The sequence below is a fragment of the Streptomyces sp. ITFR-6 genome (assembly GCF_031844725.1).
Lineage (GTDB): Bacteria > Actinomycetota > Actinomycetes > Streptomycetales > Streptomycetaceae > Streptomyces.
The window spans coordinates 6,674,021-6,689,397 of sequence record NZ_CP134612.1 but is presented as its reverse complement, the minus strand read 5'-3'; the positions used below and the strand labels follow the sequence as shown (position 1 = coordinate 6,689,397).

13 protein-coding genes and 1 pseudogene are annotated in these 15,377 nt (G+C 73.5%); 4 read left to right on the top strand and 10 right to left on the bottom strand.

All coding sequences use genetic code 11. From position 1 onward, the window contains the following. Nucleotides 1-128 precede the first annotated feature (128 nt). The 3 genes from RLT59_RS30415 to RLT59_RS30405 all read left to right on the top strand — a co-directional run bounded on the left by RLT59_RS30415 (nucleotide 129) and on the right by RLT59_RS30405 (nucleotide 2,915). Complete coding sequence (locus tag RLT59_RS30415) at nucleotides 129-1,076, top strand: ABC transporter ATP-binding protein (RefSeq protein ID WP_311306370.1); 948 nt, start codon at nucleotides 129-131, stop codon at nucleotides 1,074-1,076. Further along, nucleotides 1,073-1,840 carry an ABC transporter permease gene (locus tag RLT59_RS30410; RefSeq protein WP_311306369.1) on the top strand — a complete coding sequence of 256 codons (768 nt, stop codon included), beginning with the start codon at nucleotides 1,073-1,075 and terminating at the stop codon, nucleotides 1,838-1,840. The genes RLT59_RS30415 and RLT59_RS30410 overlap by 4 nt, the downstream gene beginning before the upstream one ends. A gap of 64 nt (nucleotides 1,841-1,904) precedes the next feature. Continuing rightward, complete coding sequence (locus RLT59_RS30405) at nucleotides 1,905-2,915, top strand: COX15/CtaA family protein (RefSeq protein WP_311306368.1); 1,011 nt, start codon at nucleotides 1,905-1,907, stop codon at nucleotides 2,913-2,915. Between the two features lie 113 nt (nucleotides 2,916-3,028). On the opposite strand, the gene RLT59_RS30400 is transcribed toward RLT59_RS30405, so the two are convergent. Then, the gene (locus RLT59_RS30400) at nucleotides 3,029-4,846 is read right to left on the bottom strand and encodes a discoidin domain-containing protein (RefSeq protein ID WP_311306367.1); all 1,818 of its coding nucleotides are present in this window, start codon (nucleotides 4,844-4,846) and stop codon (nucleotides 3,029-3,031) included. A 197-nt stretch (nucleotides 4,847-5,043) separates the two neighbouring features. Further along, nucleotides 5,044-6,351 (bottom strand): annotated as a pseudogene (locus tag RLT59_RS30395) (glycosyl hydrolase 2 galactose-binding domain-containing protein); the annotation flags it as partial. Between the two features lie 10 nt (nucleotides 6,352-6,361). Between RLT59_RS30395 and RLT59_RS30390 the strand changes: the two are divergent. After that, nucleotides 6,362-6,649, top strand: a complete 288-nt coding sequence (locus RLT59_RS30390; protein ID WP_311306366.1) for a hypothetical protein — start codon at nucleotides 6,362-6,364, stop codon at nucleotides 6,647-6,649. A 418-nt stretch (nucleotides 6,650-7,067) separates the two neighbouring features. On the opposite strand, the gene RLT59_RS30385 is transcribed toward RLT59_RS30390, so the two are convergent. The 8 genes from RLT59_RS30385 to RLT59_RS30350 form a co-directional block, all read right to left on the bottom strand. Further along, nucleotides 7,068-8,063 carry a sugar kinase gene (locus RLT59_RS30385; protein ID WP_311306365.1) on the bottom strand — a complete coding sequence of 332 codons (996 nt, stop codon included), beginning with the start codon at nucleotides 8,061-8,063 and terminating at the stop codon, nucleotides 7,068-7,070. Continuing rightward, nucleotides 8,060-8,929, bottom strand: a complete 870-nt coding sequence (locus RLT59_RS30380; RefSeq protein WP_311306364.1) for an SMP-30/gluconolactonase/LRE family protein — start codon at nucleotides 8,927-8,929, stop codon at nucleotides 8,060-8,062. The genes RLT59_RS30385 and RLT59_RS30380 overlap by 4 nt, the downstream gene beginning before the upstream one ends. Continuing rightward, on the bottom strand, nucleotides 8,926-9,567 hold the full coding sequence (locus RLT59_RS30375) for a bifunctional 4-hydroxy-2-oxoglutarate aldolase/2-dehydro-3-deoxy-phosphogluconate aldolase (protein ID WP_311306363.1): 642 nt from the start codon (nucleotides 9,565-9,567) through the stop codon (nucleotides 8,926-8,928). Before RLT59_RS30375 ends, RLT59_RS30380 begins: the two co-directional genes overlap by 4 nt. 14 nt (nucleotides 9,568-9,581) lie before the next feature. Beyond that, nucleotides 9,582-10,379: an aldose epimerase family protein gene (locus RLT59_RS30370; RefSeq protein WP_399126998.1), complete on the bottom strand. Its 798-nt coding sequence runs from the start codon at nucleotides 10,377-10,379 to the stop codon at nucleotides 9,582-9,584. Continuing rightward, complete coding sequence (gene dgoD, locus RLT59_RS30365; protein ID WP_311306361.1) at nucleotides 10,376-11,521, bottom strand: galactonate dehydratase; 1,146 nt, start codon at nucleotides 11,519-11,521, stop codon at nucleotides 10,376-10,378. Before dgoD ends, RLT59_RS30370 begins: the two co-directional genes overlap by 4 nt. After that, nucleotides 11,518-12,279 (bottom strand): FadR/GntR family transcriptional regulator, encoded by a 762-nt coding sequence (locus tag RLT59_RS30360; RefSeq protein WP_311306360.1) that lies wholly within the window; start codon nucleotides 12,277-12,279, stop codon nucleotides 11,518-11,520. Before RLT59_RS30360 ends, dgoD begins: the two co-directional genes overlap by 4 nt. Before the next feature lie 76 nt (nucleotides 12,280-12,355). Beyond that, nucleotides 12,356-13,114, bottom strand: coding sequence for an SDR family NAD(P)-dependent oxidoreductase (locus tag RLT59_RS30355; RefSeq protein WP_311306359.1), 759 nt, complete (start codon nucleotides 13,112-13,114; stop codon nucleotides 12,356-12,358). Between the two features lie 73 nt (nucleotides 13,115-13,187). Next, the gene (locus RLT59_RS30350; RefSeq protein WP_311306358.1) at nucleotides 13,188-15,215 is read right to left on the bottom strand and encodes an alpha-galactosidase; all 2,028 of its coding nucleotides are present in this window, start codon (nucleotides 15,213-15,215) and stop codon (nucleotides 13,188-13,190) included. Between the last annotated feature and the right edge of the window lie 162 nt (nucleotides 15,216-15,377).

Genomic DNA, 15,377 nt, shown 5'->3' with positions numbered 1-15,377 from the left:
TGTTGCGTAATTCATCCGGCCCTGACAACCACGGTCCGGAACGATCAAGGGTGGAATCCATCACTTAGGGTTACCTAATCAGGCCCCCGGCCCTGGGCCTCCGAGGCGGCTGCCTAGACTCACGTCCTATGAATAGCCCCCCCGTTTCGCCCCCCTCCGGCCCGGCTGTCCAGGTCCGTGGCCTGGTGAAGCGGTACGGCGCGAAGACCGCGGTGAACGGCCTCGACCTCTGCATGAGCACCGGCGCGGTCACCGCGGTCCTCGGCCCCAACGGCGCCGGCAAGACCACCACCATCGAAACCTGCGAGGGATACCGCCGTCCGGACGAAGGCACGGTCCGGGTACTGGGTCTGGATCCCGTCACCGACTCGGCGCGCCTGCGCCCCCGGATCGGCGTGATGCTCCAGTCCGGCGGCGTCTACTCCGGCGCCCGCGCCGACGAGATGCTCCGCCACATGGCGAAACTCCACGCCCACCCGCTCGACGTGGACGCCCTGATCGAGCGGCTGGGGCTCGGCGGCTGCGGCCGCACCACCTACCGGCGGCTCTCCGGCGGCCAGCAGCAGCGGCTCGCCCTCGCGATGGCCGTCGTCGGCCGCCCCGAGCTGGTCTTCCTCGACGAGCCGACCGCCGGCCTCGACCCGCAGGCCCGCCGCTCCACCTGGGACCTCGTGAAGGAGCTGCGCACCGACGGCGTGTCCGTCGTGCTCACCACCCACTTCATGGACGAGGCGGAGGAGCTCGCCGACGACGTCGCGATCATCGACGCGGGCCGGATCGTCGCCCAGGGCAGCCCGGAGACGCTCTGCCGGGGCGGCGCCGAGAACACCCTGCGCTTCACCGGCCGTCCCGGCCTCGACCTCGGCTCCCTGCTGAAGGCGCTGCCCGACGGCTCGGAGGCGGCCGAGCTCAGCACGGGCACGTACCTCATCACCGGCGCCGTCGACCCGCAGCTGCTGGCCACCGTCACCTCCTGGTGCGCGCAGAACGGCGTGATGCCCTCCGGCATCTCCGTGGAGCGCCACACCCTGGAGGACGTCTTCCTGGAACTGACCGGCAAGGAGCTGCGCGCATGAGCGCCGGTACGTACATCCCCCGGCCGGGCGCCGCCCCGCTGCCCCGGATGATCGCCGCGCAGACCGCGCTGGAGACCCGGATGCTGCTGCGCAACGGCGAGCAGCTGCTGCTGACGGTGGTCATCCCGACCCTGCTGCTCGTGCTGTTCAGCGCGGTCGACATCGTGGACACCGGCTCGGGGAAGTCGGTCGACTTCCTGACCCCCGGCGTCCTCGCGCTCGCCGTGATGTCCACCGCCTTCACCGGCCAGGCCATCGCCACCGGTTTCGAGCGGCGGTACGGGGTGCTCAAGCGGCTCGGCGCGTCCCCGCTCCCCCGTTGGGCGCTGATGACCGCCAAGACGCTGGCCGTGCTCGTCACCGAGGTGCTCCAGGTGGTGCTGCTGACGGTGATCGCCTCCGCGCTGGGCTGGTCGCCGCACGGCAACCCGTTCGCCGTCCTGCTGCTGCTCGTGCTCGGCACCGCCGCGTTCTCCGGTCTCGGACTGCTGATGGCCGGGACGCTGAAGGCGGAGGCGACCCTCGCCGCCGCCAACCTGGTCTTCCTGCTGCTGCTGGTCGGCGGCGGGGTCATCGTGCCGCTCGACAAATTCCCGGACGCGGTCCAGTCGGTGCTGGGGCTGCTGCCGATCGCGGCCCTGTCGGACGGGCTGCGCGACGTGCTCCAGCACGGTGCGGCGATGCCGTGGGGCGATCTTGGGATTTTGGCCGTCTGGGCGGTGCTGGGACTGGGCGCGGCGGCACGGTTCTTCCGCTGGGAGTGACCCCGGCCACCCACAGGTCACGATTCGTCCCCCTCGTGAAAGCTTGCACAAGCGGCCGCCTACGATGGTGCGCGTGCCCAAGCTGACCCGAGCCGAAGTCGCTCAAGCCGTGCGGAACCCGCTTCAGTACATCGCCGAACGCTGGACGCCGTCCCCCCGGTCCGTCCGGCGCGCCGCCATGACGTCCATCGTGCTGGCCGTGGTGATCATCGTGGCCGGCGGTGCGGTCCGGCTGACCGGTTCCGGTCTCGGCTGCCCGACCTGGCCCAAGTGCTCCGACGAGTCGCTGACGGCGACGAGCGAGATGGGCCTCCACGGCGCCATCGAGTTCGGCAACCGCATGCTCACCTACGCCCTGTGCGCCGTGGTCGGCTGGGCGATCATCGCCGCCCGCTCCGCGAAGCCCTGGCGGCGCAGCGTCACCCGGCTCGGCTGGGCGCAGTTCTGGGTGGTGATGGGCAACGCCGTCCTCGGTGGCGTCGTCGTGCTCGTCGGCCTGAACCCGTACACCGTCGCCGCGCACTTCCTGCTGGCCACGGCGCTGCTCACGATCGCCCTGCTGACCTGGCAGCGGATCCGGGAGGGCGACACGGCGCCGCGTCCGCTGGTCGGCAAGGCCGTCTCGCAGCTGACCTGGCTGCTGGTCGTCGCGGCCGGGCTGCTGATCGCCGTCGGCACCGTCGTCACCGGGGCCGGCCGGCACGCCGGGGACTCCAGCGACGTCCACCGCATCCCGATCGACTGGAAGATGATCGCGCAGCTGCACGCCGATCTCGCCTGGGGCGTGGTGGCGCTGACCGTCGCGCTCTGGTTCGTTCTGAAGGCCGTCGACGCGCCCGTCGGACCGCTGCACCGGGCCCGGGACCTCTTCCTGATCCTGATGGCGCAGGGTGTGATCGGGTACGTCCAGTACTTCACCGACACCCCGGAGATCCTCGTCGGGCTGCACATGTTCGGCTCGTGCCTGGTCTGGATCGGCGTGGTGCGCGTCCTGCTCTCGCAGCGCGAGCGGCCGGTGGAGACCCCGCAGGTGCCCGGACCGGCGGCCGAGCAGCCGGAGCCCGCGACCGCCTGAGCCCCGCCGCACGGAACGACGCGAACGGCCCGGTCCGTAGCCCTCGGGGGTGCGGACCGGGCCGTTTCGCCGGTCCGGTGCGGCCTGACCCGCACCGGACCGGCGGGCGGTCGCTACCCGTTGACCGAGCGCGACACGTTGTATCCCTCCACCACGAGCCGGGGGCGGGCCCGGCCCTTGGTGTCGTGGCTCCACTCGGCCTCGATCTCGCGCTGCTCGCCCGGCAGCAGCCAGAGGTAGTTGTCGTCGAAGTAGGCCGGCAGCACCCGCTCGTCGGTGCGCCGGTCACGCAGCGAGAGGCGCACCATGGCGGCGACGGTGGCGCCGTCGTTGCGGAGGACCGCCTTCAGCTTTCCGCCGGGACCCCCGCCGTGCCCGGAGACGTCGGAGACCGAGCGCACCGTGACCCGGGTGCGGACCAGCTTGTTGAGCGCGGACAGGTCGGTGGCGGCCCGGTAGCGCCAGTAGGTGTTGCGCGACAGCAGGGCGCCGTGCGCGTCCCGGAGTTCGAGGCGCAGCAGGTGCGCCGCGGGCAGCGAGTCACCGAAGGGCACCACGTCCCCGGCCGCCGACGACGACGGGGCGAGGTCGACCGTGCTGTGCGCCGGCTTGCCCAGCCGCTGCCCCCGCAGGTCGTACAGGGTCGCGGTGACGGTCGCCCGCTTGATGGCGCGGGTGGTGTGGTTGACCGCGCCGGTACGCCAGTCGACCGGGTTCACCTGGACGTGCACGGGCTCGGTGCCCTTGCGGACGCCGTGGTAGAAGCCGTTGACGTCCAGGTCGTAGTCGTACGTCTGCCAGACGGTGCTGTGCCACGCGGGGTGCGACATCCACAGCAGCAGCCCGGAGGCGTTGTCCCACAGGCGCGTGTTCCACGCCTCGAACATCGCCCGGCCGTTCTCGTAGTTGATCAGCTGGGCCTTGCGGGTGAAGTCGGCCAGTCCGGTCGCCGTACCGAGCCGCTCCTCGATCGCCGCCTGGTAGCCCTGCGGCTGCTGGTTGCCCTTGCGGGCCCAGTCGTGGGCGCCCCACACATCGCCGATGGGCCAGGCCGGCTCGTCGCCGACGAGGTTCTTCATCGACTCCTCGACGGGCAGGACGGGCATCCCGATCTCGGTGTGGAAACCGAAGTCGCCGGTACGGAAGTAGGAGACGGGGTCCACCCAGTTGTACGGGCCCCGGCCCTTGACGACGCCGTCCGCCGAGCTGCCCATGTAGAGGATGCCGGGCGCCTCCGCGGCCACCAGTTCCCGTACCCCGGTGTCGATGTCGGCGGGCGGGGTGCCCTCGTTGGAGCCGCACCACACGACGATCGACGCGTGGTAGCGGTAGGCGCGGACGGTGTCCAGCGCGTTGCGCAGGTACCCGGCGTGGTCCGGCGTGTCCATCGACCAGCCGTTCCAGAAGTCGTTCCAGACCAGCAGGCCGTTCTCGTCGCAGGCCGCGAAGAACTCCTCGCGGTTGCTGCTGCCCACCCAGTTGCGGATCATCGTGAAGTTCATGTCACGGTGCATCCGGACGGTGTCCTCGGTGCGGCCGTCCAGGGCGCGGCGCAGCAGCTCGTCGTAGCCCCAGTTCCCGCCCCGGCAGAACACCCGGGTGCCGTTGACCGTGATCTGGAGCCGGCGCACCGGAGGCTGTTCGACGCTCTTGGCGTCGGTCCACTCCTTGCCGTCCGCCGAGACCTGGATGACGAACTTCTTGGCGTACGCGCTCTCCCAGTCGAGCACCACCCGGTTCACCGGGAGCTCGGAGCCGAGGTCGGCCTGGATCCACTCGCCGTCGGCGAACTCGGAGGACCAGCGGGTCGTGCGGTCGCCGTCGAAGACGGCGGAGGCCGGACCGTGCCGTCCGACGTGGAGGCCTCGGCCTTCGCGCCCCTGGCCGGGTCCGGGTCCGGGTCCGCGTCGCCGTACACCGACATGGACCACAGGGACATGCCCCAGTCGGTCGCCCGCTGGGTGCCCACCAGCCGTACGTAACGGGCCGGGCGCGCCTCGAACTCGACAGTCTGGCTGCCGTGCCCGCCGGCGAAGTCGACCGGCATGCCGTAGCTGTAGCCGAACTCCCTGATCCCGAAGCGCAGCCCGCGCCGGTCGGTGACCGCGCCGCCCGTCTCGGCCTTCAGCGTGAGGTCGTACAGATCGGGCTTCCCGTAGCCGTTGGGCCACCAGAGCTTCGGCCGCCGCACCCGCAGCGCGGGGAACTCCTTCGGGGCGAGCACCGCGTCGGCGCTCTTCCCGGCGGGCACGGTCACCGTCTTCTCGACCCGGACGCCCCCGAACGCGGCGCGCACGGTGACCCGCTTCGCCTCGGAACCGGTGTTGCTGACCGGGACGGTGAGGGTGACCTCCGCGACGTCGAGCGCGGGCAGGCCGTGCAGGGTGGTGGTGATCTGCGGGTCGCCCAGGAGCGCGGTGCCGGTGGAGCGCAGCCGTACGTGGTTCCAGATGCCGGCGGCCCGGTCGCGGACCGGCGGCATCCAGTCCCAGCCGGAGACGGAGAGGTACGTCGGCCCGTTCCGCATCATCATGGTGGCGCCGGCGTCGAGCCAGGACTCACCGCCGAGGCCCTTGTCCGCGGGGCTGCCCGGCAGCGGCATGGGGCTGATCCGCGCGGCCAGGACGTTGTCCTCGCGGCCGCCGTCGTGGAGCGCGTCCGTGATGTCGAAGGACTCGCGGGCGAAGGGGCGGCTCATCGTGCCGATCCGGGTGCCGTTCAGCCAGATCTGCGCGGCGTGGTCGATGCCGTCGAACTCCAGCCGGATCCGGCGGCCGCGTCCGGTGCCCAGTCCGCGCGGCAGCCGGAACGCCCTGCGGTACCACCAGGAGTGCCGGGACAGCGCCTCGGGGACCTTGAGGTTGTTGAGGCCGGTCACCGGGTCGGGCAGATGCCCCTGCTCGACGAGGGAGGCCAGGACGGTGCCGGGGACGGTGGCCGGGAGCCAGCGGGCGGTGTCTACGCCGGAGCCGGAGACCACCTTGCCGTCGTCGGCCGGTGCGAAGTCGTCCATGGTCAGCGCCCAGCCGGATTCGAGCGGCACGGTGCCGTCGGCCGCGACCGCCAGGGCGGGGGCGGGGGTGCGGGGCATCGACCAGTCGGTCCAGCTCCCGGCGGCGGGCCGCCGGTCCGATGTACGGCCGTGGACGCGGAAGCCGTTGAGGCCGAGGGGGTTGTCGTTGGAGCGCCTGGTGACCGTCAGCCGGACCCAGCGGGCGGTGGCCGGCTTGTCGAGCGTGATGGTCATGGCGCCGCCGCGGCCGTCGGTGGCCCGGTGCACGGTGGTCCACTTCCGCTCGTCCACCGACACCTCCAGGGTGAACGCGACCGCGCAGCTGGACAGGACCTCGCTGCCGTCCGTGCCGTCACGGGGGTTGCCGCCCGTGACGGGGACGAAGGGCGGGTCGGAGACGGCCGCCTCGAAGACCAGCTCCACCGCCTCCACGGTGCAGCGGCCCTGGAGGTCCACGGCGATCCACTGCGGGTCACCGGGCTCGGCCCGTCAGCCGGTCCCCCGGACCCCGGGTACGGCGATCCCGTCCACGGCGAACTCCGGCACGGTGGCCGCGTACGCGGTGGAGGAGACCTTGACCGGGCGGGCGGCGGCGAGCTCGGCCGCTGCCGCACCGGGCCGGTCCTTTCCGTCCGCGGCGGCGACGGTGGCGGGCAGCGCGGCGCTGATGCCGAAGGCGGCCAGCAGGGTGGTGTTGGTGGCGAGGAAGCGGCGCCGGTGACCGGGGAGATGCCCCCGGGTCCGTCGTGGTCCGCTGCTGACCTGAGGTCGCTGTCCAGCGTGGTGTCAGCGGGTTGTTCCGGCAGTCCGGCCTCCTGGCTGAGGGAGTGGGAGAAAGCACAAGAACGGTAAGGGCGGCAAAAGAAAGGAATGGCAACGTTGTCAGACTTCAGGGGCAGGCCCTGAGGTCAACCTGGGATCAAGGGGAGGGGGTGGGCCCGTCGGCGCCGGCCGGCCCAGGTGGGGCCGACGGCTGCCGGACGATGAAGCTGTGTCACGGAGTTGTGGCACGGCGGTCCGCGGGTGGGACGGGGTCTTGCGGACCGTCCGGTTCCGGCTGCGCCGTGTGGCTTATTAAAGATCGACTGCCGGGCGCTTGTAAGGAGTTGGCAACGTGCGGATTGCGGCGCTGTGTCCTGTCATTCACCCGCGGCCCACGCCTCCTCCCCCGCGTCCAGCAGCGCGGCCAGCCGGTCCGGGTCAGGCAGCGGCCCGTGGTCCCCGGTGACCCGCAGCGCGGCGCCCGCGGTGAGGTGCCCGAGCCGCAGCGCCGGTACGGTGTCCTCGCCGCGCAGCAGCCCGGCGAGGAACCCGGCGGCGAACGCGTCGCCCGCGCCCACCGGTTCGACGACCGCGACCCTGGGCGCGGGCACGGTGTGCGCCCGGTCGCCGTCGAAGGCGGTGGCGGCCCGTCCGCCGTCCTTGACCACCAGGACGCGCGGCTGGGGCAGCAGGGCGCGCACGGCGGCCGCGTCGGCCAGCTCCTCGCCCCACAGGGCCTGGGCCTCGTCCAGGCCGACGAAGACGATGTCCGCCCGCCGGGCGAAGCCGAGCAGCACCCCGGGCGCCGAGCCGTCCGGCCACAGGGCGGGCCGGTGGTTGACGTCGAAGCTGACGGGGCACGGCCTTTCGTCCGCCTCCGGTTCCAGCAGCGCGGCGACCAGCGCGTGGCAGCTCACCGAGAGCGCCGGGGTGATGCCGCTGAGGTGGACGAGCCCGGCGGTGCGCACGGCGTCGTCGTCCAGCACGTCCGGGGCCAGCGCGGAGGCCGCCGAGCCGCGCCGGTAGTAGTGGACCCGGGTGGACTCGGTGCCGGGGTCCTTGACCAGCAGCCCGGTCGGGCGGTGCGGGTCGGTGCGCACCCCGCTGACGTCGACCCCGGACGCGGCCACCTCGCCGAGGATGCGGCGGCCGAAGGGGTCGTCGCCCAGGGCGGAGACCCAGCGCGCGGGCACCCCGTGGTCCGCGAGGTACACGGCCACGTTGGACTCGGCGCCCGCGATCCGGACGCCGAGCCGCGCCGCGTCCTCCAGCGGGGCGACCGGGTCCGGGACCAGCGCGGCCATCGTCTCCCCGACGCAGGCCACCGGGGAGCGGGCGGGCTGTCCGGCCCAGGCGACTGACGCGGCGGTCATGCGGGGCTTTCCTGCCGGTAGGCGGCGGTGGGCAGGCCGGGCACGTCGACCCGTACGGAGAACACCGCACCGTCCAGCGGACCGGGCGCGGCGAGTCCGGTCCTGGCGCTGGTGACGTACAGGGTGTCGCCGTCCAGGCAGAGTCCGGCGGGCTGGGCGGCGGGGACCCGGATCTGCCGGTCGGGGGCGCCGTCGGGGCGGAGGCGGTGGACGGTCCCGGTGCCCCAGACGGCGGTCCACAGGCCGCCCTCCGCGTCGACCGCCATACCGTCCGGGCTGCCCTCGTCGAACACGGCGAAGGTCTCCGGCGCACCCGGCAGCCCGCTGTCCGGGTCCACGGGGTAGCGGCGGATGACGCCCTTCGCGCTGTCCGCGAGGTACATCGCGGAGCCGTCCGCCGTGAACGCCGGGCCGTTGGGCACGGTGAGCCCGTCCAGCACCCGGTCCACGGTGCCGTCGTGGCCGACCCGGTAGAGGGAGCCGCCACCCTCCACCGCGTCGTAGGCCATGCTCCCCGCCCAGAACCGGCCGCCCGGGTCGGCGGCGGCGTCGTTCATCCGGGTGGCGTGCGCCGCCCCCTCCTCGGGACGGGCCAGCCACTCGGCGGCGCCGTCCGGGGCGATCAGGCAGATGCCGGTGCCGGCGGCGGCTATCCAGTGCCCCGGGCGTCCGTGGACGGGGGCGACGGCGCCCAGCGGTTCGTCCAGCCCGGCCAGCCGGGTCAGCGGTGCGGTGCGGTCGGCGGGGCCGGTCAGCAGCCGGCCGGTCAGGATGTCGACGAGGACGATGCGGCCGTCGACCGCCCGGATGCCCTCACCCAGCTCAAGCCGGTCGGCCCACTGGACGGCCGGTGTGCCGGCGCTCATCGTCCGGCGCCCGACGGGAGGCGTACCGCGTCCAGGAAGGCGCGGGTGCGCTCGCGCAGCGCGTCGGTGCCGCCGCCGTCGGCCGCGTCGCCGATCAGCGGGGAGCCGACGCCCACGGCGGTGGCGCCCCGGGCGAGGTAGTCGCGGGCCGCTTCGGCGTCCACGCCGCCGACCGGGACGAACGGCAGGCCGGGGAACGGGCCGCGCAGCGCCTTCAGATAGCCGGGGCCGCCGGCCTGCGCGGCCGGGAAGAGCTTGTAGGCGTCGGCGCCGAGCCGCCGGGCGGCGACGACATCGCTCGGGGTCATGACCCCGGCCAGCACCGGCAGCCCGAGGCGCTTGGCCTCGGTGACGCCCTCGCAGACGGCCGGGGTGACGACGAAGTCGGCTCCCGCGTCACGGACCGCCTGGGCGTCCTGGGCGGTCAGGACGGTGCCGGCGCCGAGCGGTGCGCCGCAGCCGAGCGCGGCGCGGGCGCGGCGGATCACGCCGAGCGCGTCCTGCCCGCTGAGGGAGACCTCGATGAGCGGGAGCCCCTCCTCTGCCAGGGTGAGTACGGTCCTGAGTGCGGCGTCCGCGTCGGCGCCGCGCACGATGGCGACGATCCGGTGGGTGCGCAGTTCGGTCAGCAACTCCACGTGCGGGTTCCCTTCTACTGGTTCTGTTCGGTGGTCGTGGTGTGCGCCGTCACGGTGAGGCGCCAGCGGACCTCGCCGCGGGCCGGGACGACGGCGGCGTCCCCCTCCCCCGCGGCGGCCAGGCCGAAGACCCGGCCGAGCATCGGTTCGACGCCGACCGAGCGGTACGGGTCCTGCTCGGGGAACCCGCCGAGGTTGCGCCAGAGCGCGACGGACACCGGCTGGCCTGCCGCCTCGACGGCCAGCCGCAGCACGGCCGTCCCGTCGTGGACGGACACCCGCCCGGTGCCGACGACCGCGCCGGTGGCCGTCCCGTCGTCCGGACCGATCCGGTCCAGGCCCGACGGCCAGGCGCAGGTGGTGTACCCGTCGCCGCCGTCCGGGTAGCGGCGGACCGGGGTGCCGTCCACGATCCCGATGCGGGCGCCCGGCGCCAGGTCGAGCAGGGCGTGGGCGGCCCACAGGAAACGGTAACCGGGCTCCGCGGTGAGCCGGTACTCGGCCACCGCCCGGTCCCCGTCGGCGCGGATCAGCCGGCTGATCCGGAAGTCGGGGCAGTCGGCGGACTCGGTGCCGTCGGCCGCGCGGTGCCAGGGCCGGGCCCAGGCGTCGCCGTGGTCGGGGGTGCCGCGTACCGTCGGCACGCACTCCTCAAGACCGCCCGCGTCGGCGAAGGCGTCGCCGGGGCGGACCCCGGGGCGGCGCGGCTCTGGCCGGTACCAGAGCCGTTCGCGGCCGCCCGCCCGCAGCGAGGTCCACCGGCCGCCGTGCGCCGGGTCCGTCTCGATCCGCACCGGGACCGGGGCGCTCACCACTCCGCGAACGATCCGTCGTCGTGCCGCCAGACCGGGTTGCGCCAGGCGTGCCCGGACCGGTCGGCCGCGCGGACGGCGTTCTCGTCGACGGTGATGCCGAGCCCCGGCAGGGCGGTGCGCCGGGCGTGGCCGGCCTCGAAGCGGAACGGCTCGGTGTCCACGACGTAACTCAGCAGGTCGGCGTCCTTGTTGTAGTGGATGCCCCGGCTCTGCTCCTGGATGAGGAAGTTCGGGGTGGCGAAGGCGATCTGCAGGCTGGCCGCCAGCGCGATGGGGCCGAGCGGGCAGTGCGGGGCGAGCTGCACGCCGAAGGTCTCGGCGAGGGAGCCGATGCGGTGGACCTCCGAGATGCCCCCGGCGTGCGACAGGTCCGGCTGGGCGACCGCGATCCCGGCCGCCAGTACGGGCAGGAAGTCGGCCCGCCCGTAGAGCCGTTCGCCGGTGGCGATGGGGACGCAGGTGGCGGCGGTGAGGGCGGGCAGCAGATGGCCCTGCTCGGGCAGCAGGGGCTCCTCCACGAACAGCGGGTGCAGCGGTTCGATGGCGTGCAGCACCCGGCGGGCGCCGGCCGGTCCGAACCGGCCGTGCATGTCGATGGCGACGTCACGGCCGGGGCCGAGCACATCGCGGACGGCGGCGACCCGTTCCACCACGCCGGCGGTCTCCGCTGGGCTGGCCAGCGGTGAGGTGCGGCCGGCCGCGTTCATCTTGACGGCGGTGAAGCCGGCCTCGACCTGGGCGGTGACCTCCTCCGCGAGGCGGGCGGGTTCGTCGCCGCCGACCCAGGCGTAGACCCGGACCCGGTCGCGCACGGGGCCGCCGAGCAGGGCGTGGACGGGGGCGCCGTACGCCTTCCCGGCGATGTCCCACAGGGCCTGGTCGATTCCGGCGACGGCGCTGGAGAGCACCGGGCCGCCCCGGTAGAAGCCGCCCTTGCTCAGCACCTGCCAGTGGTCCTGGACGCGCAACGGGTCCTGGCCGATGAGGTATTCGGCCAGCACGTCGACGGCGGACCTGACGACCTCCGCACGGCCCTCGACGACGGGCTCGCCCCAGCCCACGACGCCCTCGTCGGTCTCGATCCGGCAGAAGAGCCAGCGCGGCGGGACGAGGAAGGTCTCGATACGGGTGATCTTCACCGGTTCACGGTCCCCTCGCCGGTACCGGGCGCGTCCTCGGTGTCCGGGACGGTGCCGTGCACCCGGTCGAGGTCGCGGACTGCCTGGTCGAGCAGGGCGCGCATGGCGTGCTCGGCGGCGGCCGGGTTCCGGTCGCGGACGGCGTCCAGGACCGCCCGGTGGCTCGGGACCGGGTCCTCGCCGGCTTGTGAGCTGTGCACGATCTCGTCCCGGTGGGCGAGGCCGGACTCGATGACCATCTCCAGGCGTTCCAGCAGTTCGTTGTGGGTGGCCGCGAGGAGGGCGCGGTGGAAGGCGAGGTCCGCCTCGACCGCGTGGGCGGGGCCGCCCTCCTGCTCGCCCATCGCGGTGATCGCGGCTTCGAGGGTGGCCAGGTCCGCTTCTGTGCGGCGGTCCGCGGCCAGCCGGACGGCGGCCGGCTCGATGATGCCTCGGACCTCCCCGAGGTTGCGCAGGAGTGCCAGGTCGGCGCCCGATTCGGTGCCGCCGGCGAACTGCCAGCGCAGCACGTCCGCGTCGAGCAGATTCCAGTCCGCGCGGGCTCTGACGAAGGTGCCGCGCTTCTGGCGGGCGTCGACGATCCCCTTGGCCGCGAGGACCTTGAGAGATTCGCGCAGGGCGGTCAGGCTGACGTCAAGCTCGCCCTGGAGCGCCACGAGGTCGAGTGTCGCCCCTTCGGGGATCTCGCCGCTCAGGACCCGGCGCGCGAGAGTCTCCACGGTCTGGCCGTGCACTCCGCGGCGCGCGTATGGCGTCATGTCTGTGTGCCTTTCTGCTGTGCTCTGCTGTGCTCTGCTGTGCTCTGCTGTGCGAAAGGATGGGGCCGGGCGGGGGTCAGGCCGAGGCCTTGACGACGGACCAGCCGCCGTCCACGAGCAGGCTCGATCCGGTGATGTAGGACGCTTCGTCGGCGGCGAGGAACGCGATGGCGGCGGCCGCCTCCGCGGGGGTGCCGAACCGGCCCGCGGCGGTCTCCGCGACGCTCTTGCGGCGGTCCTCCTCCCCCACCCGGTCCCACGCCCCGGTCAGGATGGGTCCGGGCAGTACGGCGTTGACCCGCACCTCGGGCCCGTACTCCACCGCGAGCTGTCCGCACAGCGACAGCAGCGCGCCCTTGGACGCGGCGTAGGCGGGGTGTCCGGGGATGCCCTTGTGGGCGTGGACAGAGGAGGTCAGCACGACGGCGCCGCGCCGGGCGCGCAGGTCGGGCAGGACCGCCCGGAATCCGAGGAAGGCTCCGGTGAGGTTGACCGACAGCTGGCGCTCCCAGGAGGCGACGGTCATCTCGTGGGCGGGGGTGACGTCGACCGTGTAGGCGTTGCTCACCAGGACACCGACGGGTCCGAAGGTGTGCGCGGCGTCCACGGCCCGCTGCCAGTCCCCCGCGTCGGAGACGTCCGTACGCACGAAACGGGCCCGGCCGCCGGCGGCGCGGATGGATGCGGCGACGCTCTCGCCGGGGCCTTCCGAGATGTCCGCGAGGATCACCGCGGCGCCCTCCGCGGCCAGTCTCTCCGCGGTGGCCGCGCCGATGCCGGAGGCGGCTCCGGTGACGACGGCCACCTTGTCTGCGAAGCGGGGGTTTCCGTTCATGGTGCGGGTCGACTCCTCGGGTTCAGCGGTGCTGTCGTGACTCTAGTGACGGTGGCTCTGGCTGGGCGGTTTACTACCTCACGAGTACGACGAGTTCCGCGTCGTACCGCGCGGTCCAGGCGAACGGCAGTCCGTAGTGCAGCAGATGGGCTCCGCTGTACTCGGCCGCGCTGCGCCGGTCCGTGTAGCGGGCGGCCGGGTCCAGTCCGCGCAGCCGGAGCCGGGCGGGGCGTCCCGGGACGAGCGGCGCCCCGTCGAGGCGGCCGGTGTTCCAGGCGGTGACGGCGATGCGGGCGCCGCCCCCCTCCTCGTACTGGACGCCGCAGGTGGCGTCGGCCGGGGAGCCCAGCAGCCGGATCTCGCCGTGGTGCACCAGGTCGCGGATCTCCTTGTAGCGGCTCACCCAGCCGGCGGCCTCCGTCCGCTGTGCGGCGGACCAGGTGCGGATGTCGGCGCCGATGCCCAGCACCCCGGACATCGCCAGGACGAAGCGGAAGCCGAGCGAGCGGGGGCGCGGGTCGAAGACGCCGGGCGCGTCGGTGACCCAGGAGCTCATGGTGTGCGGGGCGTGTGCGTGCAGGTAGCCGTACTGGATGGCGAGGCGGTCCAGGGGCGCAGTGTTGTCGCTGGGCCACATCACGTCGGTGCGGGCGAGGGTGGCGTGTTCGACGCGGCCGCCGCCCCCGGCGCAGCCCTCGACGGTGACGTGCGGGTGGTGCGCGCGCAGGTGGTCCAGGACCCGCAGGTACCCGGCGACGTGCTCGGCGTCCAGGTCCTGTTCCCCTGGCGGTGCGCCGCCGGGCCGGCCGCGTTCGGTGGGCGGGCGGTTCATGTCCCACTTGAGGTAGCTGATGGCGTGGTCTCCGAGCAGCCGGCCCAGGGTCGCGATGACGAAGTCCTGGACGTCCTCGCGGCCGAGGTCGAGGAGCAGTTGCTCGCGCACCAGCGTGGCGGGGCGGCCGTCGATCCGGTAGACCCACTCGGGGTGTTCGGCGTAGAGCGCGGAGGCCGGGCTGACCGCCTCGGGTTCGACCCAGAGGCCGAAGTCCATGCCGGTGGCGCGGATCTCGGCTATGAAGGCGTCGAAGCCGTCCGGGAAGTTCGCCGGGTCGGGGTGCCAGTCGCCGAGGCCGCCCCTCTCGCCGTGCCGTCCGGTGAACCAGCCGTCGTCCACGACGAAGAGTTCGGCGCCCATGTCCGCGGCGATCCGGGCCAGTTCGAGCTGGGCGGACGCCTCGACGTCGAAGCCGGTCGCCTCCCAGGAGTTGTAGAGGACCTTGCGGGTGCGGTCCATCCGGTCGCCGCTCAGCAGGCGCTCGTAGCGGTGCCAGACCCGGGCCAGGCCGTCCAGTCCCTCGGGGCTGAAGGCGCAGGCCGGCCGGGGGGTGGTGAGGGTGGCCCCGGGGGCGAGCCGGACGGCGCCCTCGTGGGGCACCCGGCCGGCCGCGATCCGTACCGCGCCGCCGGGCTCGGCGTCGGCGCTCATGCGCCAGTTGCCGGACCACTCCAGGGCGACGCCGTACGTCGGGGTGTCGTGCCCGTCCGGCAGTGCGGCGTCCTGGACGGCGAGCCAGGGGGCGTAGGCGTGGCCCGCGACACCCTGGGTGGAGGCCATCTCGTAGCGGCCCCGGGTGAGTTCGTGCTGGGTGCGGGTGAACTCCTGGGACCACTGACCGGTGAGGGTGGTGAGCCGGGCGCCGCCCGTGACGGGGACGTTGACGGCCGCGGAGTCGAGGCGCTCCAGGCGCAGTTCGTCCTCACCCGTGCAGGTCAGCTCGGTCCAGCGCAGGATCACGTCGGTGCCGGGCACGGTCTCGTAGCACAGGACGGCGCGCAGCCCCTGGAGCTCGTCGGTGAAGGCGAGGCGCAGCGCGCGGTCGCCGTCGGCGGTGGCGGTGGCGGTGGCGGAGTCGAAGGTCCACCAGGTGCCCCGGTCCTGGCCGGTGCGCCGGACGACGAGTTCGGAGCCGGTGAAGGGGCGCATCCCGTACGGGAGGTATTCGGCGGGGGCGGCGTCGGCGGGGGTGAGGAAGTGGGTGCGCAGCGGTCGCTCGAAGGGCGATTCGCCGGTCTCGACGCCGTGCGGGCCGGGCGGCGCCACGCACAGGACTGTGACGGCTCACCCGACCCCCCGTCAAGATTAATTACTAATTAAGTGAAACTTGGTTCGGCGGCGCACGGACGAAGCGGACACGCGGCGGACACGGAAACGGCGGAGGCCGGTCGGACAGGTGTCCGACCGGCCTCCGCCGCTCTGTTCGTG

What these genes read in the sequence shown, in the direction of transcription:
- RLT59_RS30415 (WP_311306370.1), top strand. Translation starts at nt 129, where the DNA reads ATGAATAGCCCCCCCGTTTCGCCCCCCTCCGGCCCGGCTGTCCAGGTC.
- RLT59_RS30410 (WP_311306369.1), top strand. Translation starts at nt 1,073, where the DNA reads ATGAGCGCCGGTACGTACATCCCCCGGCCGGGCGCCGCCCCGCTGCCC.
- RLT59_RS30405 (WP_311306368.1), top strand. Translation starts at nt 1,905, where the DNA reads ATGGTGCGCGTGCCCAAGCTGACCCGAGCCGAAGTCGCTCAAGCCGTG.
- RLT59_RS30385 (WP_311306365.1), bottom strand. Translation starts at nt 8,063, where the DNA reads ATGACCGCCGCGTCAGTCGCCTGGGCCGGACAGCCCGCCCGCTCCCCG.
- RLT59_RS30380 (WP_311306364.1), bottom strand. Translation starts at nt 8,929, where the DNA reads ATGAGCGCCGGCACACCGGCCGTCCAGTGGGCCGACCGGCTTGAGCTG.
- RLT59_RS30360 (WP_311306360.1), bottom strand. Translation starts at nt 12,279, where the DNA reads ATGACGCCATACGCGCGCCGCGGAGTGCACGGCCAGACCGTGGAGACT.
- RLT59_RS30355 (WP_311306359.1), bottom strand. Translation starts at nt 13,114, where the DNA reads ATGAACGGAAACCCCCGCTTCGCAGACAAGGTGGCCGTCGTCACCGGA.